20 protein-coding genes are annotated in these 20,696 nt (G+C 60.6%); 13 read left to right on the forward strand and 7 right to left on the reverse strand.

All coding sequences use genetic code 11. The annotated features are described in order from the left end of the window. The first annotated feature begins 5 nt into the window (after positions 1-5). From AB9N64_RS22560 to AB9N64_RS22570, 3 genes are all read left to right on the forward strand, one after another. Positions 6-623: a glutathione S-transferase N-terminal domain-containing protein gene (locus AB9N64_RS22560; RefSeq protein WP_003188529.1), complete on the forward strand. Its 618-nt coding sequence runs from the start codon at positions 6-8 to the stop codon at positions 621-623. A gap of 17 nt (positions 624-640) precedes the next feature. Beyond that, positions 641-1,060, forward strand: coding sequence for a ClpXP protease specificity-enhancing factor (locus AB9N64_RS22565; protein ID WP_014716912.1), 420 nt, complete (start codon positions 641-643; stop codon positions 1,058-1,060). 159 nt (positions 1,061-1,219) lie between these two features. Next, positions 1,220-1,969, forward strand: coding sequence for a FadR/GntR family transcriptional regulator (locus AB9N64_RS22570; RefSeq protein WP_003188534.1), 750 nt, complete (start codon positions 1,220-1,222; stop codon positions 1,967-1,969). Positions 1,970-2,110: 141 nt separating this feature from the next. Here AB9N64_RS22570 and AB9N64_RS22575 read toward each other — a convergent pair whose 3' ends face one another. Continuing rightward, positions 2,111-3,268: a phospholipase gene (locus tag AB9N64_RS22575; protein ID WP_275967783.1), complete on the reverse strand. Its 1,158-nt coding sequence runs from the start codon at positions 3,266-3,268 to the stop codon at positions 2,111-2,113. Between the two features lie 233 nt (positions 3,269-3,501). Here AB9N64_RS22575 and kdgD point away from each other — a divergent pair, with 233 nt between their 5' ends. The 5 genes from kdgD (at position 3,502) to AB9N64_RS22600 (ending at position 10,154) form a co-directional block, all read left to right on the forward strand. Beyond that, complete coding sequence (kdgD, locus tag AB9N64_RS22580) at positions 3,502-4,413, forward strand: 5-dehydro-4-deoxyglucarate dehydratase (protein ID WP_003188537.1); 912 nt, start codon at positions 3,502-3,504, stop codon at positions 4,411-4,413. A gap of 54 nt (positions 4,414-4,467) precedes the next feature. After that, the gene (locus AB9N64_RS22585) at positions 4,468-5,913 is read left to right on the forward strand and encodes an aldehyde dehydrogenase family protein (RefSeq protein WP_371359671.1); all 1,446 of its coding nucleotides are present in this window, start codon (positions 4,468-4,470) and stop codon (positions 5,911-5,913) included. 183 nt (positions 5,914-6,096) lie between these two features. Beyond that, positions 6,097-7,461, forward strand: a complete 1,365-nt coding sequence (locus AB9N64_RS22590) for an MFS transporter (protein WP_014716915.1) — start codon at positions 6,097-6,099, stop codon at positions 7,459-7,461. A 10-nt stretch (positions 7,462-7,471) separates the two neighbouring features. After that, positions 7,472-9,025 (forward strand): galactarate dehydratase, encoded by a 1,554-nt coding sequence (gene garD, locus AB9N64_RS22595; RefSeq protein ID WP_019816962.1) that lies wholly within the window; start codon positions 7,472-7,474, stop codon positions 9,023-9,025. Positions 9,026-9,212: 187 nt separating this feature from the next. After that, positions 9,213-10,154 carry an AEC family transporter gene (locus AB9N64_RS22600; RefSeq protein WP_003188544.1) on the forward strand — a complete coding sequence of 314 codons (942 nt, stop codon included), beginning with the start codon at positions 9,213-9,215 and terminating at the stop codon, positions 10,152-10,154. 124 nt (positions 10,155-10,278) lie between these two features. Here AB9N64_RS22600 and AB9N64_RS22605 read toward each other — a convergent pair whose 3' ends face one another. From AB9N64_RS22605 to gatC, 6 genes are all read right to left on the reverse strand, one after another. After that, entirely contained in the window at positions 10,279-10,662 is a 384-nt protein-coding gene (locus tag AB9N64_RS22605; RefSeq protein ID WP_014716917.1) for a carboxymuconolactone decarboxylase family protein, read from the reverse strand. Further along, complete coding sequence (locus AB9N64_RS22610) at positions 10,659-11,738, reverse strand: calcium/sodium antiporter (RefSeq protein ID WP_014716918.1); 1,080 nt, start codon at positions 11,736-11,738, stop codon at positions 10,659-10,661. Before AB9N64_RS22610 ends, AB9N64_RS22605 begins: the two co-directional genes overlap by 4 nt. 26 nt (positions 11,739-11,764) lie before the next feature. Further along, a complete protein-coding gene (locus tag AB9N64_RS22615) occupies positions 11,765-12,136 on the reverse strand; it encodes a septal ring lytic transglycosylase RlpA family protein (RefSeq protein ID WP_014716919.1) in 372 nt (123 codons plus the stop codon). A gap of 157 nt (positions 12,137-12,293) precedes the next feature. Beyond that, entirely contained in the window at positions 12,294-13,739 is a 1,446-nt protein-coding gene (gene gatB, locus AB9N64_RS22620) for an Asp-tRNA(Asn)/Glu-tRNA(Gln) amidotransferase subunit GatB (RefSeq protein WP_005784800.1), read from the reverse strand. A gap of 10 nt (positions 13,740-13,749) precedes the next feature. Beyond that, entirely contained in the window at positions 13,750-15,201 is a 1,452-nt protein-coding gene (gene gatA / locus AB9N64_RS22625) for an Asp-tRNA(Asn)/Glu-tRNA(Gln) amidotransferase subunit GatA (protein WP_014716920.1), read from the reverse strand. Positions 15,202-15,217: 16 nt separating this feature from the next. Further along, the gene (gene gatC / locus AB9N64_RS22630) at positions 15,218-15,505 is read right to left on the reverse strand and encodes an Asp-tRNA(Asn)/Glu-tRNA(Gln) amidotransferase subunit GatC (protein ID WP_003188556.1); all 288 of its coding nucleotides are present in this window, start codon (positions 15,503-15,505) and stop codon (positions 15,218-15,220) included. Positions 15,506-15,715: 210 nt separating this feature from the next. On the opposite strand from gatC, the gene mreB reads away from it, so the two are divergent. The 5 genes from mreB to rng all read left to right on the forward strand — a co-directional run bounded on the left by mreB (position 15,716) and on the right by rng (position 20,623). Beyond that, positions 15,716-16,753 carry a rod shape-determining protein MreB gene (mreB, locus tag AB9N64_RS22635; protein WP_002555108.1) on the forward strand — a complete coding sequence of 346 codons (1,038 nt, stop codon included), beginning with the start codon at positions 15,716-15,718 and terminating at the stop codon, positions 16,751-16,753. Positions 16,754-16,922: 169 nt separating this feature from the next. After that, complete coding sequence (mreC, locus tag AB9N64_RS22640) at positions 16,923-17,960, forward strand: rod shape-determining protein MreC (RefSeq protein WP_020301269.1); 1,038 nt, start codon at positions 16,923-16,925, stop codon at positions 17,958-17,960. After that, positions 17,960-18,448: a rod shape-determining protein MreD gene (gene mreD / locus AB9N64_RS22645; RefSeq protein WP_003188558.1), complete on the forward strand. Its 489-nt coding sequence runs from the start codon at positions 17,960-17,962 to the stop codon at positions 18,446-18,448. Before mreC ends, mreD begins: the two co-directional genes overlap by 1 nt. Positions 18,449-18,498: 50 nt before the next feature. Beyond that, the gene (locus AB9N64_RS22650) at positions 18,499-19,095 is read left to right on the forward strand and encodes a nucleoside triphosphate pyrophosphatase (RefSeq protein ID WP_019816960.1); all 597 of its coding nucleotides are present in this window, start codon (positions 18,499-18,501) and stop codon (positions 19,093-19,095) included. Between the two features lie 70 nt (positions 19,096-19,165). Continuing rightward, positions 19,166-20,623, forward strand: coding sequence for a ribonuclease G (gene rng, locus AB9N64_RS22655; protein WP_003188562.1), 1,458 nt, complete (start codon positions 19,166-19,168; stop codon positions 20,621-20,623). The last annotated feature ends 73 nt before the right edge of the window (positions 20,624-20,696 follow it).

Consider the following 20,696-nt stretch of genomic DNA (forward strand, 5'->3'; position numbering starts at 1 on the left):
CCGCCATGGGCGTGACCAACCGGTTGGCCTGTTACTCCGACCCCGCCGACCACTATTCCCACCGAGTACGCATCGTGCTCGCAGAGAAGGGTGTCAGCGCCGAGATCATCAGTGTGGAGGCGGGCCGTCAGCCGCCGAAGCTGATCGAAGTGAACCCTTACGGCAGCTTGCCCACCCTGGTCGATCGTGACCTGGCGTTGTGGGAGTCGACCGTGGTGATGGAATACTTGGATGAGCGTTACCCTCATCCGCCTTTGCTGCCGGTGTACCCGGTGGCGCGTGCCAACAGCCGCCTGCTGATCCATCGGATCCAGCGTGACTGGTGCGGGTTGGTGGATGTGATCCTGGATTCGCGTTCCAAAGAAGCCGCTCGTGTGCAGGCGCGCAAGGAATTGCGCGAGAGCCTCACCGGCGTTTCGCCGTTGTTCGCCGATAAACCTTTTTTCCTCAGTGAGGAACAAAGCTTGGTGGATTGCTGCCTATTACCCATACTCTGGCGCTTGCCGATTCTGGGCATTGAACTGCCACGGCCGGCCAAGCCGTTGCTTGATTACATGGAGCGCCAGTTTGCGCGTGAGGCTTTCCAGGCAAGTCTGTCTGGTGCCGAACGCGATATGCGCTAAGGCTTAAGGAGCCGTTGATGAACTCCAGTCGACCTTACCTGGTCCGCGCGCTCTATGAGTGGATTGTGGACAACGATTGCACCCCGCACATGCTGGTCAATTCCGAATTTCCTGCGGTTCAGGTACCCCAGGGTTTTGCCAGTGACGGGCAAATTGTGCTGAACGTATCGCCCAGTGCCGTGCGCCACCTTCACATGGACAACGAAGCGGTGAGCTTCGAAGGGCGTTTCGGCGGTGTGCCCCATACGCTGTTCGTGCCCATCGGCGCCATCCTCGGGATCTACGCCCGGGAAAATGGCCAGGGCATGGTGTTCGATCTGGAGTCGCCTTTAGAGGATGACGAAACGATCGAAGGCGAAGACGGTGATGATGTACCGCCACCGGATACCGAGCCGCCGCGCCCTAGCGGTCGGCCAAGCTTGAAAGTGGTGAAGTAGGCGGATTTCGCTTACAGACCCATCTGAAAAATGCCCCGACGTCTGTCGGGGCATTTTTTTTGCGTGAAGGATATGGATGAAAGTCGCGCCAGAACGGTGATCGTACAACCACCATGGGCTATGATGCGGTCTTTAGTTCGTCGAGAAAGATGGTTCATCATGGAAAACGCCAGCGCCGCCCCACGTCTTCCCCGCAAGCGCCGCAGCCTTGCCCAGGAATTGGTCACGGTGTTGTCCGAGCAGATCCGCGATGGCCAGCTCAAACGCGGCGACAAGTTGCCCACCGAGTCGGCGATCATGGACGCCCATGGCGTCAGCCGGACGGTGGTGCGTGAAGCCATCTCGCGCCTGCAGGCGGCGGGGCAGGTCGAGACTCGCCATGGTATCGGCACCTTCGTGCTGGACACGCCAAGCCCCAGCGGTTTTCGCATAGACCCGGCCACGGTGGTGACCTTGCGTGATGTGCTGGCGATTCTGGAGTTGCGTATCAGCCTGGAAGTGGAGTCTGCGGGCCTCGCGGCGCTGCGTCGCAGCGATGAGCAACTGGCGGCCATGCGTGCGGCCCTCGATGCCTTGAATGAAAGTGCGGCCCACGCCGGCGATGCGGTGGCGTCGGACTTTGCCTTCCACCTGGAAATTGCGCTGTCTACCGGCAACCGCTACTTCACCGACATCATGACCCACCTGGGCACCAGCATCATTCCGCGTACCCGCCTGAATTCGGCGCGCCTGGCCCATGATGACCAACAGCACTACATGAGCCGCTTGAGTCGCGAACACGAAGAGATCTACGAGGCGATTGCCCGCCAGGATTCGGATGCGGCACGGGCGGCGATGCGCTTGCATTTGACCAACAGTCGCGAGCGACTGCGCCATGCCCATGAAGAGGCAGAGGCGCAGCGGGGCTGATCGTTCCCACGCTCTGCGTGGTAACGCCTCTATGGACGCTCCGCGTCCCGATGCGCGTGAATTTCTCAAGCCCTCGCAGGGTGACGCGGAGCGTCATAGGCTGTATTCCCACGCAGAGCGTGGGAACGATCATGCCAGCCGTTAGTTGGCGGGTTGGTTTGGCTTGTAGTCCTTAAGCAATAAGTACGTACTCCATCCCCACCAATCATTGGTCCAGTGCTTGTCGTTCAAATCGTTGACGTCCTTGCGCCGCAGCACCTTGTCCCCCTCTATCTTGAACAGCGGCGAGAAGTTATTCGCCGGGTTCTGCGCGGCGTTCAGGTCGGGCACATACAGCGGTGCCTTGAACTCAGCCGGGGAGGGCGCGATGCCGCTGATGAAGGTTTCGAAGATTTCATCTGCCGAGGCCTGTACCGCCCGTTTGACCTGCACGCGATTGTCGGCGTCAATGCTGTCGAAGTAGCGCTTGTCGCCGTAGGCATGCCACTGAGCGCCCATGGCATTGCGCACCTTGAGCCCGAATTTACTGTCTTCATCGTGCATGAAGCGGCTGATCAGCGAGCCGAGTTCTCCAGGCGTCACCACCGCTGCCAGTTGTTTGCGCGGTACCCGCAGGTGGCCGGCGGAAAACAGATCGGTCAAAAAGTGATCGGCAAAGCTGTTCATGGCGTAAGCCAATTCCAGGGCCTGGTCGGTGCCGGTCTGATGGGCCACCACTGCCTGTTGCAGTGCTGCCGTATGGCCGGCCATGTAGGCCGACAAGGCCCACTCACCGAAGTGGTCGGCGTTGTCGGCTGCCAGTTTCAAGTAGCGGCCCAGTGGCACGAGGGCCGAAACAGCGCTGCCGCCGCCGGTGATGCGGTTCCACTCCTCGGACAACGTATCACCCAGGGCGTCGTAGGCTTCGTGCGGCTGTTTGCCGTCCTTGATCGCCTGGTTGACGGCGTTGATCTCCTTTTGCATCACCGCCAGGATCTTCTGCGCTTCTTGCCGTGAAGCGGGCAACACGGCGAGAGAGTTGAAAGCGGCGGTGAAGCGTTGCACGCGCTCGGACGGGGAGTTGCCATCGCTGATCGGTTGGCCGGGGATGCCATAGAAGTCGCCGCCCAGGGCGATTACTTGACCATAGGTCAGCGCGAGCCCGTTGGGCAGGTGCAGTTCGACTTGGCGCGCAGGGATGGCCGGGGCGTCCTTGCTGAAGCGAAGCAGGGTGTCATCGCCGATGGCGGTGTGTTCACCGCCTTCGAAGCGCAGGGTTGGCGGGTTTTTTTCGGGTGCTGCGAGTTCAAGACCTGACATGTTAGCTCCTTGCTATGTCGTAGGAATCTTCCGTGATAACTGTATACATATACAGGTATATGGATCATAGGTGAGAAATTTCCTACGTCAAGAGCCGCGTCTTAAGCCTTCGCAGGAGTACGCCGGATGAATTGCAGTTGACGAATTTATTTATAGTTGTACGATGACGTACGACATCATCAAAACCAACAACAACCTTTCGTTAGAAAGTCTTCGCCCAGGGTGTTCGAATAATGAATCCACAAGAACTGAAGTCCATCCTCTCCCACGGTCTGCTGTCTTTCCCGGTGACCGATTTCAACGCCCAGGGTGATTTCCACCAGGCGGGTTACATCAAGCGCCTGGAATGGCTGGCCCCTTATGGCGCCAGCGCCTTGTTCGCCGCGGGTGGCACAGGTGAGTTTTTCTCCCTGGCGGCCAGCGAATATTCCCAGGTGGTGAAAACCGCCGTGGATACCTGCGCGTCCAGCGTGCCGATCCTGGCCGGTGTGGGCGGTGCTACCCGCCAAGCCATCGAGTACGCCCAAGAGGCCGAACGCCTCGGCGCCAAAGGGTTGCTGCTGCTGCCGCACTACCTCACCGAAGCCAGCCAGGACGGGGTTGCCGCCCACGTTGAAGCCGTGTGCAAGTCGGTCAAGATCGGCGTGGTGGTGTACAACCGCAATGTCTGCCGCCTGACCGCACCGCTGTTGGAGCGCCTGGCCGAGCGCTGCCCGAACCTGATCGGCTACAAGGATGGCCTGGGCGATATCGAGTTGATGGTGTCGATCCGCCGTCGCCTGGGCGACCGTTTCAGCTACCTCGGTGGTTTGCCGACTGCAGAGGTTTACGCCGCAGCCTACAAGGCCCTGGGCGTGCCGGTGTACTCCTCGGCGGTGTTCAACTTCATCCCCAAGACGGCGATGGATTTCTATCACGCCATTGCCCGCGAAGATCACGCCACCGTCGGCAAGATCATCGACGATTTCTTCCTGCCGTACCTGGATATCCGTAATCGCAAGGCCGGTTACGCGGTGAGCATCGTCAAGGCCGGTGCGAAAATCGTCGGTTATGACGCCGGCCCCGTGCGCACGCCACTGACCGACCTGCTGCCGGAAGAGTACGAAGCCCTCGCCGCGCTGATCGACAAGCAAGGCGCGCAATAAATTATCCACAAGGCCGCTGAGCAATCAGCGGCCTTTTGCGTCAGGAGAAGATTCGTGTCCCAAGCAAAGCGTTTTGAGAACTACATCAATGGCCAATGGGTAACCGGCGCCGACTACTGCACCAACATCAACCCCTCGGATGTGTCCGACGCCATTGGCGAATATGCCAAAGCCGACGTGGCCCAAGTCAACGCGGCCATCGACGCTGCCCGCGCCGCGTTCCCGGCGTGGTCCACCTCCGGTATCCAGGCGCGTCACGATGCGCTGGATAAAGTCGGCAGCGAGATTCTCGCCCGTCGTGAAGAACTCGGCACCCTGCTGGCCCGGGAAGAGGGCAAGACCCTCCCCGAAGCCATTGGTGAAGTGACCCGCGCCGGCAATATTTTCAAATTCTTCGCCGGTGAGTGCCTGCGCCTGTCGGGCGATTACGTGCCTTCGGTGCGCCCGGGCGTCAACGTTGAAGTGACCCGCGAAGCCCTCGGTGTGGTGGGCCTGATCACCCCGTGGAACTTCCCGATCGCCATCCCCGCGTGGAAAATCGCTCCGGCCCTGGCCTACGGCAACTGCGTGGTGATCAAGCCTGCCGAACTGGTGCCGGGCTGTGCCTGGGCCTTGGCCGAAATCATCTCCCGCGCCGGCTTCCCTGCCGGTGTGTTCAACCTGGTGATGGGCAGTGGCCGTGTGGTCGGCGACGTGCTGGTCAACAGCCCGAAAGTCGATGGCATCAGTTTCACCGGGTCTGTGGGTGTTGGGCGTCAGATCGCCGTCAGCTGTGTATCGCGCCAGGCCAAGGTGCAGTTGGAAATGGGCGGCAAGAACCCGCAGATCATTCTCGACGATGCCGACCTCAAGCAGGCTGTCGAGCTGTCGGTACAGAGTGCGTTCTACTCCACCGGCCAGCGTTGCACCGCCTCGAGCTGCTTGATTGTCACCGCGGGGATCCACGACCAGTTTGTCGCCGCCATGGCCGAGCGCATGAAGTCGATCAAGGTCGGCCACGCTTTGCATAGTGGTACCGACATTGGCCCGGTGGTGTCCCAGGCCCAGTTGGATCAGGACATGAAATACATCGACATCGGCCAGAGCGAAGGCGCCCGGCTGGTGAGCGGTGGCGGCCTGGTCACCTGCGACACCGAAGGCTATTACCTGGCGCCCACACTGTTTGCCGACAGTGAAGCGGCGATGCGCATCAGCCGTGAAGAGATCTTCGGCCCGGTGGCCAACGTGGTGCGCGTGGCGGACTACGAGGCGGCGCTGGCAATGGCCAATGACACCGAGTTCGGCTTGTCGGCCGGCATCGCCACCACCTCGCTCAAATATGCCAACCACTTCAAGCGCCACTCCCAGGCTGGAATGGTGATGGTCAACCTGCCGACGGCGGGGGTGGACTACCACGTTCCATTTGGTGGCCGTAAGGGCTCATCCTACGGTTCGCGTGAGCAAGGTCGCTATGCGCAAGAGTTCTACACCGTGGTGAAAACCAGCTACATCGGTTCGTAACACGCAGCACCCCGTGGCACCGGCTCCAGGTGGGAGCTGGCTTGCCTGCGATAGCCTCACCTCGGTCTCGCTGACACACCGAGGTGCCTGCATCGCGGGCAAGCCCGGCTCCCACATAGTGCGGTTTCCACGGCAAAAAAAATGATTACCCGCAAAAAAAATAATTAGTGGGAGTACTTCTACATGCAAGCGACCAAGCCGACCCATGTCCGCTATTTGATCCTGCTCATGCTGTTCCTGGTGACCACGATCAACTACGCCGACCGGGCCACCATCGCTATCGCCGGCTCCAGCCTGCAAAAAGACCTCGGTATCGACGCGGTCACCCTCGGTTATATCTTCTCTGCATTCGGTTGGGCCTACGTGGCCGGGCAAATTCCCGGTGGCTGGCTGCTCGACCGTTTCGGCTCGAAAAAAGTCTATGCCCTGAGCATCTTCACCTGGTCGCTGTTCACCGTGCTGCAAGGCTATGTCGGTGAGTTTGGCGTCTCCACTGCGGTGGTCGCGCTGTTCATGCTGCGCTTTATGGTGGGCTTGGCCGAGGCGCCGTCGTTTCCGGGAAATGCCCGTATTGTTGCGGCGTGGTTTCCTACGGCGGAACGCGGCACTGCGTCGGCGATCTTCAACTCGGCCCAGTATTTCGCCACGGTGTTGTTCGCGCCGTTGATGGGCTGGATCGTCTATCGCTTTGGCTGGCAGCACGTCTTTATCGTGATGGGCGTGATCGGCATTGTTTTCTCGCTGATCTGGCTGAAAGTTATCCACAGCCCGCGCCAGCATCCGATGATCAACGAGGCCGAGTTCAATCACATCGCCGCCAATGGCGCGATGGTCGATATGGATCAGGACAAGGGCAAGGGTAAGAAAACCGACGGGCCCAAGTGGGATTACATCCGCCAGCTTCTGACCAACCGCATGATGCTTGGCGTCTACCTGGGCCAGTATTGCATCAACGGTATCACCTACTTCTTCCTGACCTGGTTTCCGGTGTACCTGGTGCAGGAGCGTGGCATGACCATCCTCAAAGCCGGCTTCATTGCCTCGTTACCGGCGATCTGCGGCTTTATCGGCGGGGTGCTCGGCGGGGTGATTTCCGACTACCTGCTGCGCAAAGGCCATTCGCTGACCTTCGCACGCAAGGCGCCGATCATCGGTGGCCTGCTGATTTCCAGCAGCATCGTGGCGTGCAATTACGTGGACATCGAATGGATGGTGGTGGGCTTCATGGCCTTGGCCTTCTTCGGCAAAGGCGTTGGCGCATTGGGTTGGGCGGTGGTGTCCGACACCTCGCCGAAACAAATCGCCGGGCTCAGTGGCGGCTTGTTCAACACCTTCGGTAACCTGGCGTCGATCACCACACCGATTGTGATTGGCTACATCATCAGCACCACTGGCTCGTTCAAATGGGCGCTGGTGTTCGTCGGCGCCAACGCGCTGGTGGCGGTATTCAGCTACCTGGTGATTGTCGGCCCGATCAAGCGCGTGGTGCTCAAGGAGCCGCCCACCAAAGGCCCGGAGTTGACCAACCTTTCTCAAGCGCATTCCTGAGGTTCGTGTGATGCAGTTGATTGAACATGCCGACTCGCCGCGCTCGATACGTTTGCACGAGCGCGACAATGTGGTGATCGTGGTGAACGATCAAGGGGTACCCGCCGGTACCGAGTTTCCCGACGGCCTCGTCACCGTGGATTTCATCCCGCAGAGCCACAAGGTGACCCTGGAAGACATCCCCGAGGGCGGCCAGATTATTCGCTACGGCCAGACCATCGGTTATGCCCTGGCGCCGATTCCGCGCGGCAGTTGGGTGCAGGAGGACCAGTTGCGCATGCCCACCGCACCGCCGCTGGACAGCTTGCCGCTGTCCACCGAGGTGCCTGAAACCCAGGCGCCCCTGGAGGGGTTTACCTTCGAGGGCTATCGCAATGCAGACGGCACCGTGGGCACGCGCAATATCCTCGGCATTACCACCACCGTGCAATGCGTTACCGGCGTGCTGGACCATGCGGTCAAGCGCATCAAGGACGAGTTGCTGCCCCAGTACCCGCATGTCGATGATGTGGTGGCGCTGACCCACAGCTACGGCTGCGGCGTGGCGATTACGGCGACGGATGCCTATATCCCCATCCGAACCGTGCGCAACCTGGCGCGCAACCCCAACCTGGGCGGCGAGGCCTTGGTGATCAGCCTGGGCTGCGAAAAGCTTCAGGCAGGGCAGGTGATGCACGATAACGACAGCTCCGTGGACCTGAGCGAGCCATGGCTGTATCGCTTGCAGGATTCCAGCCACGGCTTTACTGAAATGATCGAGCAGATCATGGCCCTGGCCGACGTGCGCTTGAAAAAACTCAACCAGCGTCGCCGCGAAACCGTGCCGGCCTCCGAGTTGATCCTGGGCATGCAGTGCGGCGGCAGCGATGCGTTTTCCGGCATCACCGCCAACCCGGCGCTGGGGTATGCCTCGGATCTGTTACTGCGTGCCGGCGCGACGGTGATGTTTTCCGAAGTGACTGAAGTGCGCGATGCGATTTACCTGCTGACCTCACGCGCGCAGAACCAGGACGTCGCCCGCGAGCTGGTCAGGGAAATGGACTGGTACGACCGTTACCTGGCCAAGGGCGAGGCAGACCGCAGCGCCAATACCACGCCGGGTAACAAGAAGGGCGGGCTGTCGAATATTGTCGAAAAGTCGTTGGGCTCCATCGTCAAATCCGGCAGCAGTGCCATCAACGGCGTGCTTGGCCCTGGTGAGCGCTTCAAGGAAAAGGGCCTGATCTTTTGCGCCACACCGGCCAGTGATTTTGTCTGCGGCACCTTGCAACTGGCAGCGGGGATGAACCTGCACGTGTTCACCACCGGGCGCGGCACGCCGTACGGGCTGGCGATGGCGCCGGTGGTGAAGGTCTCCACCCGCACCGAGCTGGCCCAGCGTTGGCCGGACCTGATCGATATCGACGCCGGGCGCATTGCCACGGGGCGGGCGAGTATCGAGGAGTTGGGCTGGGAGCTGTTCCACTTCTATCTGGATGTGGCCAGCGGCAAGAAGCAGACCTGGGCAGAGCGGCACAAGCTGCATAACGACATCACGCTGTTCAACCCGGCGCCGATTACCTGAGACCAGGCGCTAACCTGTGGGAGCTGGCTTGCCTGCGATAGCGGTGCATCAATTATGAGTGCATCGGCTGACATATTGCCATCGCAGGCAAGCCAGCTCCCACATTTGAATGGCGTTGCCCACACGAACCCGCTCGGACTGGCTTATCATTAGCCAACTAACGACGCCCACCAAGGTTCTCCCCGGCATGCTGGCAATCTTCCTCACCACCCTCACCATCACCGCGCCGGTGTTTGCCATGCTGTTCCTGGGCGTGTTTCTAAAGCGCATCAACTGGATCAATGACAACTTTATCCACACCGCATCGTCCCTGGTGTTCAACGTCGCCATGCCGGCGCTGCTGTTCCTTGGCATTCTGCATGCCGACCTGCACTCGGCGCTCAAGCCGGGGTTGCTGATCTACTTTTGCGTCGCCACCCTGGTGAGCTTTGCCATGGCCTGGGGCTGGGCAATCTTTCGTTGCAAGCGCGAAGACCGAGGCATCTACGCCCAAGGCGCGTTTCGTGGCAATAACGGGGTCATCGGCCTGGCGCTGGCGGCCAGTATGTACGGCGACTACGGTATATCGCTGGGCGCGATCCTCGCCGCGCTGGTGATCCTCTTTTACAACACGCTGTCGACCATTGTGCTGGCGGTCTATAGCCCAGTGATCAAGTCCGACCCGTGGAGCATCTTCAAAAGCGTATTGGCCAACCCGCTGATTATCAGCGTGATCGTCGCCACGCCGTTCGCGTACTTCCAGATCGGCGTGCCCGGCTGGTTGGAGAAGTCCTTGCAGTACCTGTCGGACACCACGCTGCCGTTGGCGTTGATTTGCATCGGCGGCACCTTGTCCATGGCCGCGCTGCGCAAGAGCGGCAACATGGCGTTGAGCGCGAGCCTGATGAAGATGATCTGGCTACCAGTGATCGCCACGTTGGGCGCTTGGTTGCTGGGGTTCCGGGGGCCGGAGTTGGGGATTCTGTTTCTGTATTTCGGCGCGCCCACGGCCGCCGCGAGCTTTGTAATGGCCAGGGCGGCGGAGGGTAATCATGAGTTGGCGGCCGCGATTATCGTGATCACCACGTTGATGGCGGCGGTGACCACGAATATCGGGATTTTTGTGTTGCAGGCGGGTGGTTGGATCTGAAATAGGCGGGCAGGTTGAGGCCCCATCGCAGCGATGCGGCGACCCGACAAGCCAGCTCCCACATGTGGATGTGTGAATACACTCAAGTGTGGGAGCTGGCTTGCCTGCGATAACTATCTGGCAGTCACTGCTGATCCGCCTGATACGCCTCAATCACTTCCTGCGCCGCCCGAAACGCATCAATCGCCGCCGGCACCCCGGCATACACCGCGCAATGCAGCAGCGCTTCGCGGATCTCCTCCACCGTACAGCCATTATTCAGTGCACCGCGCACATGGCCCTTGAGTTCCTGCGGGCACTTGAGGGCGGTGAGGGCGGCGAGGGTGATCAGGCTGCGGGTCTTGAGCGGCAAACCCTCGCGGTTCCAGACGCTGCCCCACGCGTGCTCGTTGACGAAGTCCTGCAGCGGCTGGGTGAACGCCGTGGCATTGCCCAGGGCGCGGTCGACGAACGCATCGCCCATGACCTGGCGACGTACTTCAACCCCGGGTTTTTTCTGATCGGTCATTGCGATTCCCTCTTGTGTTGGCGGTGCCAGGCGCGCAGTGAGGTGAACAACAGCAAAACCACTAACGCTGGCAGGACGTAATACAGCATCAATTGTTCAAGCTTGTTGGCCAGCGGCATGCCCGTGGTGAAGGCCATGACATGCAGCCCGTACGCCAGGTACAGCCCCAGCAGCACCAGCCCTTCGATACGTGTTACCCGATAGCCGGTATAGAACACCGGCAGGCACAGGATGATGGCGCCGAGCATCACCGGTAAATCGAAGTCCAGGGCGTTGGGTGATACCGAAAGCGGTGTCGGCGCCACCAGTGCGGTAAAACCCAGCACGCCGAGCAGGTTGAACAGGTTGCTGCCGATCACGTTGCCTACGGCAATCTCCCGTTCGCCACGCAACGCGGCGATCAGCGACGTGGCAAGGCACGGCAGCGAGGTGCCGACGCCGATCAACGTGAGGCCGATGACGCGCTCCGACAATCCGAGATCGCCCGCCACCTCCACCGCTGCGCCGAGCAACAAATGCCCGGCCAGCACCAGCACCAGCAAACCGCCGAGCATCAGCAGCACACTGCTCAGCCATGGCGCCTTCGCCACGGTGTCCAGAGTGCGCGGGCGGCGGGAATGACGTGTCTGGTAGTGCAATACGCCTAGGTAGGCCACCAGCGCCACCAGCAGCACGGCGCCATCGAAGGGCGTCAGCATTTCATTGGCGGCGAGGATAAACACCAGCAGGCCGGCGACGATCATCACCGGGATATCCACGCGCACCAGCTGCCGCGAGACCCGCAGCGGAATGATCAGTGCGGACAAACCCAGGGTCACAAGGATATTGAAGATGCTGCTGCCTATGACGCTGCCTACGGCAATGTCCGTGTTGCCGGCCAGCGTGGCCTGAAGACTGACGGTCATCTGTGGCGCACTGCTGCCGAAGGCGACGATGCTCAAGCCGATGATCAGTGGCCGCACCTTGAGGCTCGCCGCCAGGCGTACCGCGGCGCGTACCAGGATTTCAGCGCCGATGATCAGCAAGATCAGGCCGCCCACCAGTTCGAGCAGGCTCCAGGGTGAGAGGGCGTTCAATCCGAAAATGCTCAAGGCTGCCTCGATCAGTTGTTCAGGGCTTGCACGCGTACCCGTGCGGTACCGCTGCGCAGCATGCGCAACTGCTCGGCAGCCTTGCGTGAAAGGTCGATCAGGCGCCCACGGGTATGCGGGCCGCGATCAGTGATACGCACCACGACAGAACGGTTGTTGTCGAGGTTGGTCACCTTGACCTGGGTGCCGAAGGGCAGGCGCCGATGGGCGGCGGTCAAGGCGTTCTGGTTGAAAGGTTCACCGCTGGCGGTTTTCTTGCCATGGTGCTTGGCGCCGTAATAGGACGCGGTGCCGGTTTCGTCGTAGCCGTTGGGGTCGATGAGGCCGCTGGCGCAACCGGCCAGCAGGGAGGACAGGGCCAGGAGGCCGAGTAGACGCTTCATTGTCAGGAAGTCCCAGATGTAAATGTGGGAGCTGGCTTGCCTGCGATAGCATCGGCTCGGTGTAACTGAAACACCGAGGTGCCTGAATCGCAGGCAAGCCAGCTCCCACAAAAGGTCGGGGTGTAGGTGAAACTCCACTCCGACCATTTCACTGCAATCAGCCTTCGAGCTTGCTTTTGAGCAGTTCGTTCACCTGTTGCGGGTTGGCTTTGCCCTTGGAGGCTTTCATCGCCTGGCCGACAAAGAAGCCGAACATCTTGCCGCGCTTGGCTTCGTCTGCCGCACGGTATTGCTCGACCTGCTCGGCATTGGCCGCGAGCATCTCATCGAGCACGGCCGAGATGGCGCCGCTGTCGGTGACTTGCTTGAGGCCACGCTTCTCGATGATCTCGTCGGCATTGCCTTCACCGGCGGCCATTGCTTCGAACACGGTCTTGGCAATTTTGCCGGAGATGGTGTTGTCCTTGATGCGCAGCAGCATGCCACCCAGTTGTTCGGCGGTGACCGGCGCTTCGTCGATTTCCAGGCCCTGTTTGTTCAACAGGCTGCCCAGCTCGACCATCACCCAGTTGGCCGCCAGCTTGGCGTCGCCGGCAATGCTCACGACTTTTTCGAAGTAGTTGGCTTGTTCACGGCTGGAGGCCAGGACGCTGGCATCGTAGACCGACAGGCCGAACTGCTCCTGGAAGCGCTCGCGTTTTTGCTGCGGCAGTTCCGGCAGGGTGGCGCGGATGTCATTGAGGAAGGAATCCTCCAGCACCACCGGCAACAGGTCCGGGTCGGGGAAGTAACGGTAGTCGTTGGCTTCCTCTTTGCTGCGCATGGCGCGGGTTTCGTCTTTGTTCGGATCGTACAGGCGCGTTTGCTGGATCACCTTGCCGCCGTCTTCGATCAGCTCGATCTGGCGACGTACTTCGCTGTTGATCGCCTTCTCGATGAAGCGGAACGAGTTGACGTTCTTGATCTCGCAGCGGGTGCCGAACTCGACCTGGCCCTTTGGGCGGATCGACACGTTGCAGTCGCAACGCAGCGAGCCTTCGGCCATGTTGCCGTCGCAGATGCCCAGGTAGCGCACCAGCGCGTGGATGGTCTTGACGTAGGCCACGGCTTCCTTGGCGCTGCGCATGTCCGGCTCGGACACGATCTCCAGCAGCGGCGTGCCAGCACGGTTCAGGTCGATACCGGTAGCGCCCGGGAATTCTTCGTGCAGGCTTTTGCCGGCGTCTTCTTCCAGGTGCGCACGGGTGACGCCGACGCGCTTGATGGTGCCGTCTTCCAGGGGAATGTCCAGGTGGCCCTTGCCGACAATCGGCAGTTCCATCTGGCTGATCTGGTAGCCCTTGGGCAGGTCCGGGTAGAAGTAGTTCTTGCGCGCAAACACGTTGTGCTGGCCGATCTCGGCGTCAATCGCCAAGCCGAACATCACGGCCATGCGCACCGCTTCCTGGTTCAGCACCGGCAATACGCCGGGCATGCCCAGGTCGACCAGGCTGGCCTGGGTATTGGGTTCGGAGCCGAACGTGGTGGCGCTACCGGAGAAAATCTTCGATTGGGTGGCGAGCTGGGTATGAATCTCCAGCCCGATCACAACTTCCCATTGCATAGTGTTCTCCTCAGAAGCCGGTAGGGGTGCGGGTGTGCCAGTCGGTATTCAACTGGTACTGGTGCGCCACATTGAGCAGGCGGCCTTCCTGGAAATACGGGGCGAGCAATTGCACGCCCACCGGCAGGCCATCGACGAAACCTGCGGGCATGGACAAGCCCGGCAAGCCCGCGAGGTTGGCGGTGATGGTGTAGAGGTCTTCCAGGTACTCGGCGATCGGGTCGCCGGTCTTGGCGCCGATCTTCCACGCCAGGTTTGGCGCGGTCGGGCCGAGGATCACATCGACTTCTTCAAAGGCGGCCATGAAGTCGTTCTTGATCAGGCGACGGATCTTTTGCGCCTTGAGGTAGTACGCGTCGTAGTAGCCGGCGGACAGGGCATAAGCACCGACCATGATCCGGCGCTGCACTTCACTGCCGAAGCCTTCGCCGCGGGAGCGTTTGTACAGGTCGGTGAGGTCTTTCGGGTTCTCGCAGCGATAGCCGAAGCGCACGCCGTCGAAACGCGACAGGTTGGAAGAGGCCTCTGCTGGCGCGATCACGTAGTAGGCGGGAATCGCGTGCTGGTTGTTCGGCAGGCTGATTTCCTTGATCACGGCGCCAAGCTTTTCGAGCTCTTTGATGCTGTTTTGCACCAGTTCGGCGATACGCGGGTCGAGGCCGGCGCTGAAGTATTCCTTCGGCACGCCGATGCGCAGGCCCTTGATCGAGGTGTTCAGGCTGGCGCTGTAGTCCGGCACTGGCTCGTCGATGCTGGTGGAGTCCTGTTTATCGAAGCCTGCCATGCCTTGTAACAATATTGCGCAGTCTTCAGCCGTGCGTGCCAGAGGGCCGCCCTGATCGAGACTTGAGGCGTAGGCGATCATGCCCCAGCGGGAAACGCGACCGTAGGTCGGCTTCAGGCCGGTGAGGTTGGTGAAGGCGGCTGGCTGGCGGATCGAACCGCCGGTATCGGTGGCGGTAGCGGCCGGCAGGAAGCGCGCGGCCACTGCCGCCGCCGAACCACCGGACGAACCACCCGGGACGTGTTCCAGGTTCCACGGGTTTTTCACCGCGCCGTAGTAGCTGGACTCGTTGGCCGAACCCATGGCGAATTCGTCCATGTTGGTCTTGCCAAGGGTCACGGCGCCGGCGGCGGCCAGCTTGGCGACCACAGTGGCGTCGTAGGGCGCCTTGAAGTTGTCGAGCATCTTCGAGCCGCAGCTGGTGCGAATGCCCTGGGTGCAGAACAGGTCCTTGTGGGCGATCGGTGCGCCGAGCAGCGCACCATTCTCACCGTTGGCGCGACGGGCGTCGGCGGCCTTGGCCTGGCTCAGGGCCAGCTCCTCGGTGAGGCTGATGAAGCTGTTGACCTTCGGATCGAGCGCGGCGATACGCGCCAGCAAGGTCTGGGTCAGCTCTTCGGAAGAAAACGATTTGTCGGCGAGACCGCGGGCGATCTCGGCCAGAGTCATGTGATGCATGAAAGGCTCTTTCCCTTTAGTCGATGACTTTCGGAACCAGGTACAGGCCGTTTTCGACCGCTGGCGCGATGGACTGATAGGCCTCGCGATTATTGCGTTCGGTCACGACGTCTGCGCGCAGGCGCTGGCTGGCTTCCAGTGGGTGAGCCAGGGGCTCGATGCCGTCGGTATTCACGGCCTGCATTTGGTCGACCAGCCCGAGAATGCTGTTCAGGGCTGCGGTGGTCTGTGGAAGATCGGCATCATTAAGGCCAAGCGAGGCCAAATGTGCGATTTTTTCCACGTCGGAGCGTTCAAGCGCCATGGGATTCTCCAGTGGAAAACAGAACGGAGGGCGTCCGTGTGTTAGATTGTCGGAACACTACCGCATTTCTACGGTCATAAGGCCGCGATTGTGGGGGTTGGTGCACAGAAAGTCGGCCAATTTAGCACATTGGCGCCTTGCCCAAAATCCCTGTCGTTGTTAGAGTTTGCCGCACTTTTTTACCCACGCGTTGCCTAGGGTCCTTTCCCCATGTTCAAGAAACTGCGTGGCATGTTTTCCAGCGATCTCTCCATTGACCTGGGCACTGCCAACACCCTTATTTACGTGCGCGAGCGCGGAATCGTTCTGAATGAGCCATCGGTTGTGGCCATTCGGACCCATGGTAATCAGAAAAGTGTCGTTGCCGTTGGCACCGAGGCCAAGCGCATGCTCGGCCGTACACCAGGCAATATTGCTGCCATTCGTCCGATGAAGGATGGCGTGATCGCCGATTTCAGCGTCTGCGAAAAGATGCTGCAGTACTTCATCAACAAAGTTCACGAAAACAGTTTCCTGCAGCCCAGCCCTCGCGTGCTGATCTGCGTTCCGTGCAAGTCCACCCAGGTGGAGCGTCGTGCCATCCGTGAATCGGCCCTTGGCGCCGGTGCCCGTGAAGTATTCCTGATCGAAGAGCCGATGGCGGCTGCGATCGGTGCCGGCCTGCCGGTGGAAGAAGCGCGCGGTTCGATGGTGGTGGATATCGGTGGTGGTACTACCGAAATCGCCCTGATTTCCCTGAACGGTGTGGTGTATGCCGAATCCGTGCGCGTGGGCGGCGACCGCTTCGACGAAGCGATCATCACTTATGTGCGTCGTAACTACGGCAGCCTGATCGGCGAATCCACCGCCGAGCGCATCAAGCAGGAAATCGGCACCGCTTACCCAGGCGGCGAAGTGCGCGAAGTCGATGTGCGCGGTCGCAACCTGGCCGAAGGCGTTCCACGTGCCTTCACCCTGAACTCCAATGAAGTGCTGGAGGCTCTGCAAGAGTCCCTGGCCACCATCGTTCAGGCGGTGAAAAGTGCCTTGGAGCAATCGCCGCCGGAGCTGGCTTCCGATATCGCCGAGCGTGGCCTGGTACTGACCGGTGGTGGCGCCTTGTTGCGCGACCTCGACAAGTTGCTGGCCCAGGAAACCGGCCTGCCGGTGATCGTCGCCGAAGACCCGTTGACCTGCGTTGCCCGTGGCGGTGGTCGTGCGCTGGAAATGATGGATAAACACACCATGGACCTGCTCTCCAGCGAATAAGATTGCCTGGATGGTTCATGCTTCGTCGGCAGGCAGCACTTTGCAGTGCTGCCTGTTGGCGTTTATCTTCTTCAATCTGCATCCAGGCCGGTTTGATGCCGTATGAATAAAGAGAACATTTGCCTGGGAGGAGCGGCTTATTAAACCGCTTTTCGCCAAAGGCCCCTCATTGGGTGTGCGCTTATTGGTGCTGACCGTGCTTTCGGTCGCGCTGATGGTGGTCGATGCCCGCTTTGCACTGCTCAAGCCGGTGCGCAGCCAGATGTCGCTGGTGTTGATGCAGACCTACTGGATCACCGACCTGCCGCAACGTCTCTTCCAGGGCGTGTCCAGCCAATTTGGCAGCCGCACCGAACTGGTCGCCGAGAACGAAAAACTCAAGACTGAAAACCTGCTGTTGCAGGGGCGCATGCAAAAGCTGGCGGCCCTCACCGAGCAGAACGTTCGGCTGCGCGAGTTGCTCAATTCTTCCGCACTGGTCAACGAAAAGGTCGAGGTGGCCGAACTGATCGGCATGGACCCCAACCCCTTTACCCACCGCATCATCATCAACAAGGGTGAGCGCGACGGTGTGGTGCTTGGTCAGCCGGTGCTCGACGCCCGTGGCCTGATGGGCCAGGTGGTGGAGTTGATGCCCTACACCTCGCGGGTGCTGTTGCTGACGGACACGACCCATAGCATTCCGGTACAGGTCAACCGTAACGGTTTGCGCGCGATTGCCAGCGGCACCGGTAACCCGGAACGCCTGGAACTGCGCCATGTGGCCGACACCGCTGACATCAAGGAAGGCGACCTGTTGGTCAGCTCTGGCCTGGGCCAGCGCTTCCCGGCGGGTTATCCGGTGGCGACGGTCAAAGAGGTGATCCACGATTCCGGCCAGCCGTTCGCTATCGTTCGGGCGGTACCGACTGCCGCGCTGAACCGCAGCCGTTACCTGCTGCTGGTGTTCAGCGACAACCGCACCCCGGAAGAGCGCGCTAACGACGCTGCCCAGGCCCAGGAAGCGGAGGATCAGCAGAATGGCACCGCGCCTATCGTGCCGGCCACGGTGCCAAAACCTGCTTTTGTTGGTCCGCCTGCACCCGCGCCAGCCACGTCACCTGCACCGGCAGCACCTGTGGCAACGCCGGCCAAACCTGCCGCGCATAACGCGCGCCCAGCTAAACCGACCGCCGCTCCGGCCACCACACCGCAGAGGGGGGACTAATGGCGGGTACTCATTCACGCAATGGCTGGATCGTCTGGCTGACCTTCGCCATCGGCTTGCTGCTCAGCGTTTCGCCGCTGCCGCAGTTCATGGAAATCCTGCGCCCGCTCTGGCTGGCCTTGTTGCTGGCGTTCTGGTCATTGAACCTGCCGCACAAGGTGGGCATGGTCACGGCCATGTGCCTGGGGTTGGCCGAAGATGTGCTGTATGGCACCTTGCTGGGCCAGAACGCGTTGATCCTGACACTGATTACCTTCCTGGTGCTGTCGTTGCAACAGCGCCTGCGCATGTTCCCGATGTGGCAGCAGTGCCTGGTGATCCTGGTGATCTTCGGCCTGGCGCAGTTGGTGCAACTGTGGCTGAGCGCCTTGACCGGCAACCGTCAGCCTACGCTGGCGTTGGTCTTGCCGGCGCTGGTCAGTGCATTGTTGTGGCCCTGGATCAGTTTTGGCCTGCGCGGGCTGCGTCGGCGCTATAAAATCAATTGAATGGTTGCGAGGCTCTGCCTGGTTATCGAACTCAACAGGGAGAGGCTGCAATGAATTCGCTTTACCTGGCCTCGGGCTCCCCGCGGCGACGTGAGCTGTTGACCCAGATCGGTGTGCCCTTCACCGTGGTCAGCGCCGCTATTGATGAAACCCCTCTTGCCAACGAGCCTGCCGTTGCCTATGTCGAGCGCCTTGCGCGCGGCAAGGCGACGGCGGGTTTTATTGCGCTTGGCCATACCTTGGGCGCCTGTGTATTGGGGGCCGATACGGCTGTGATCGTGGATGGCCAGATCCTGGGCAAGCCCGTTGACCAGGCCGATGCGCTGGCGATGCTGATGGCACTTTCCGGTCGAGAACATGAAGTGCTCACCGCCATTGCCCTGACTGACGGCCAGCGTTGCGAAACCCGATGTGTAAGCAGTCGTGTACGTTTTCGCGAGGTGTCTGTTCAGGAGGCTACCGCCTACTGGCACAGTGGTGAACCGCAGGACAAGGCCGGCGGCTATGCTATCCAGGGGTTGGGTTCGGTGTTCGTTGCCGGGCTCAATGGCAGTTATTCCGCGGTGGTGGGCCTGCCTGTGTGCGAAACCGCGCAACTCCTGGCGCAATTCGGCATACCCTGTTGGCAAAACCTTACCGTGTGCTGAACGCCGTATTCCAGCGCCAAGCCTTAAGCGACCGGTCACTATTGTGAAAACGCCTGAACGAGACCCAGCCATGAGTGAAGAGATTCTGATCAATATCACGCCGATGGAATCGCGCGTGGCGGTGGTAGAGAACGGTGTTCTGCAAGAAGTGCATGTCGAACGCACCCAAAAGCGCGGGATCGTCGGCAATATCTACAAAGGCAAGGTGGTGCGTGTATTGCCGGGCATGCAGGCGGCCTTCGTCGACATCGGCCTGGACCGTGCAGCGTTTATCCATGCCTCGGAAATTTCCCTGCGCGAGGGCCCTGCGGTGGAAAGCATCAGCGCTCTGGTGCACGAGGGCCAGAGCCTGGTGGTGCAAGTCACCAAGGACCCTATCGGTTCCAAGGGCGCCCGCTTGACCACCCAGTTGTCGATTCCCTCGCGCTACCTGGTGTACATGCCGCGCACTGCCCATGTGGGCATTTCCCTGAAGATCGAAGATGAAGCCGAGCGCGAGCGCCTGAAGAAGGTGGTCAGCGACTGCGTCGCCGCCGAGGGCATCAAGGAAGCGGGTGGGTTTATCCTGCGCACCGCCGCAGAAGGCGCTGGCGCTGACGAGATCCTCATGGATATTCGCTACCTGCGGCGCCTGTGGGATCAGATCGACGCGCAGATCAAGACCATCGGCGCGCCCAGCGTCATCTATGAAGACCTTGGCCTGGCGCTGCGCACGCTGCGCGACCTGGTCAGCCCGAAGATCGAGAAAATTCGCATCGACTCGCGGGAAACCTTCCAGCGCACCACGCAATTTGTCGCTGAGTTGATGCCAGAAATCGCCGATCGCCTGGAACACTACCCCGGCGAGCGGCCGATATTCGACCTGTATGGCGTCGAAGACGAAATCCAGAAAGCCCTGGAACGCAAGGTGCCACTCAAGTCCGGCGGCTACCTGGTGGTAGACCCGGCAGAAGCCATGACCACCATCGACGTCAATACCGGCGCATTCGTGGGCCATCGCAACCTTGAAGAGACCATCTTCAAGACCAATCTCGAGGCGGCTACCGCTATTGCCCGCCAACTGCGCCTGCGCAACCTGGGCGGCATCATCATCATCGACTTCATCGACATGGAAGATGAAGAGCACCAGCGCCAGGTGCTGCGTACGCTTGAGAAGCAACTGGAGCGCGATCACGCCAAGACCAACATCATCGGCATCACCGAGTTGGGCCTGGTGCAGATGACTCGCAAGCGCACGCGTGAAAGCCTGGAACAGGTCCTGTGCGAGCCGTGCAGCAGTTGCCAAGGGCGCGGCAAACTGAAGACCCCGGAAACGGTTTGCTACGAGATTTTCCGCGAGATCCTGCGGGAGGCACGCGCCTATCAGGCCGAAGGTTATAGAGTACTTGCCAATCAGAAAGTGGTGGATCGCCTGCTGGACGAAGAGTCCGGTAACGTCGCCGAACTGGAAAGTTTTATCGGTCGCACGATTCGCTTCCAGGTCGAAACCATGTATTCCCAGGAACAATACGACGTGGTGTTGCTCTGATCCCCAACTGTGCACTTTCTTCGAGACCGGCAGACCTTGATCTGCCGTCCGCTAACTGTTTTTTGAGGGTCGC

The organism is Pseudomonas sp. KT_2_4, from assembly GCF_041410225.1.
In the GTDB taxonomy this organism is placed as follows: Bacteria; Pseudomonadota; Gammaproteobacteria; order Pseudomonadales; family Pseudomonadaceae; genus Aquipseudomonas; species Aquipseudomonas paracarnis.

Excerpts from the sequence above, each read along its gene's own strand:
- AB9N64_RS22560 (WP_003188529.1), top strand. The coding sequence starts at position 6 with ATGGGCGTGACCAACCGGTTGGCCTGTTACTCCGACCCCGCCGACCAC.
- AB9N64_RS22590 (WP_014716915.1), top strand. The coding sequence starts at position 6,097 with ATGCAAGCGACCAAGCCGACCCATGTCCGCTATTTGATCCTGCTCATG.
- garD (WP_019816962.1), top strand. The coding sequence starts at position 7,472 with ATGCAGTTGATTGAACATGCCGACTCGCCGCGCTCGATACGTTTGCAC.
- AB9N64_RS22600 (WP_003188544.1), top strand. The coding sequence starts at position 9,213 with ATGCTGGCAATCTTCCTCACCACCCTCACCATCACCGCGCCGGTGTTT.
- gatC (WP_003188556.1), bottom strand. The coding sequence starts at position 15,505 with ATGGCGCTTGAACGCTCCGACGTGGAAAAAATCGCACATTTGGCCTCG.
- AB9N64_RS22605 (WP_014716917.1), bottom strand. The coding sequence starts at position 10,662 with ATGACCGATCAGAAAAAACCCGGGGTTGAAGTACGTCGCCAGGTCATG.
- mreB (WP_002555108.1), top strand. The coding sequence starts at position 15,716 with ATGTTCAAGAAACTGCGTGGCATGTTTTCCAGCGATCTCTCCATTGAC.
- mreD (WP_003188558.1), top strand. The coding sequence starts at position 17,960 with ATGGCGGGTACTCATTCACGCAATGGCTGGATCGTCTGGCTGACCTTC.
- AB9N64_RS22575 (WP_275967783.1), bottom strand. The coding sequence starts at position 3,268 with ATGTCAGGTCTTGAACTCGCAGCACCCGAAAAAAACCCGCCAACCCTG.
- AB9N64_RS22615 (WP_014716919.1), bottom strand. The coding sequence starts at position 12,136 with ATGAAGCGTCTACTCGGCCTCCTGGCCCTGTCCTCCCTGCTGGCCGGT.
- kdgD (WP_003188537.1), top strand. The coding sequence starts at position 3,502 with ATGAATCCACAAGAACTGAAGTCCATCCTCTCCCACGGTCTGCTGTCT.
- AB9N64_RS22570 (WP_003188534.1), top strand. The coding sequence starts at position 1,220 with ATGGAAAACGCCAGCGCCGCCCCACGTCTTCCCCGCAAGCGCCGCAGC.
- gatA (WP_014716920.1), bottom strand. The coding sequence starts at position 15,201 with ATGCATCACATGACTCTGGCCGAGATCGCCCGCGGTCTCGCCGACAAA.
- AB9N64_RS22650 (WP_019816960.1), top strand. The coding sequence starts at position 18,499 with ATGAATTCGCTTTACCTGGCCTCGGGCTCCCCGCGGCGACGTGAGCTG.
- gatB (WP_005784800.1), bottom strand. The coding sequence starts at position 13,739 with ATGCAATGGGAAGTTGTGATCGGGCTGGAGATTCATACCCAGCTCGCC.
- AB9N64_RS22565 (WP_014716912.1), top strand. The coding sequence starts at position 641 with ATGAACTCCAGTCGACCTTACCTGGTCCGCGCGCTCTATGAGTGGATT.
- rng (WP_003188562.1), top strand. The coding sequence starts at position 19,166 with ATGAGTGAAGAGATTCTGATCAATATCACGCCGATGGAATCGCGCGTG.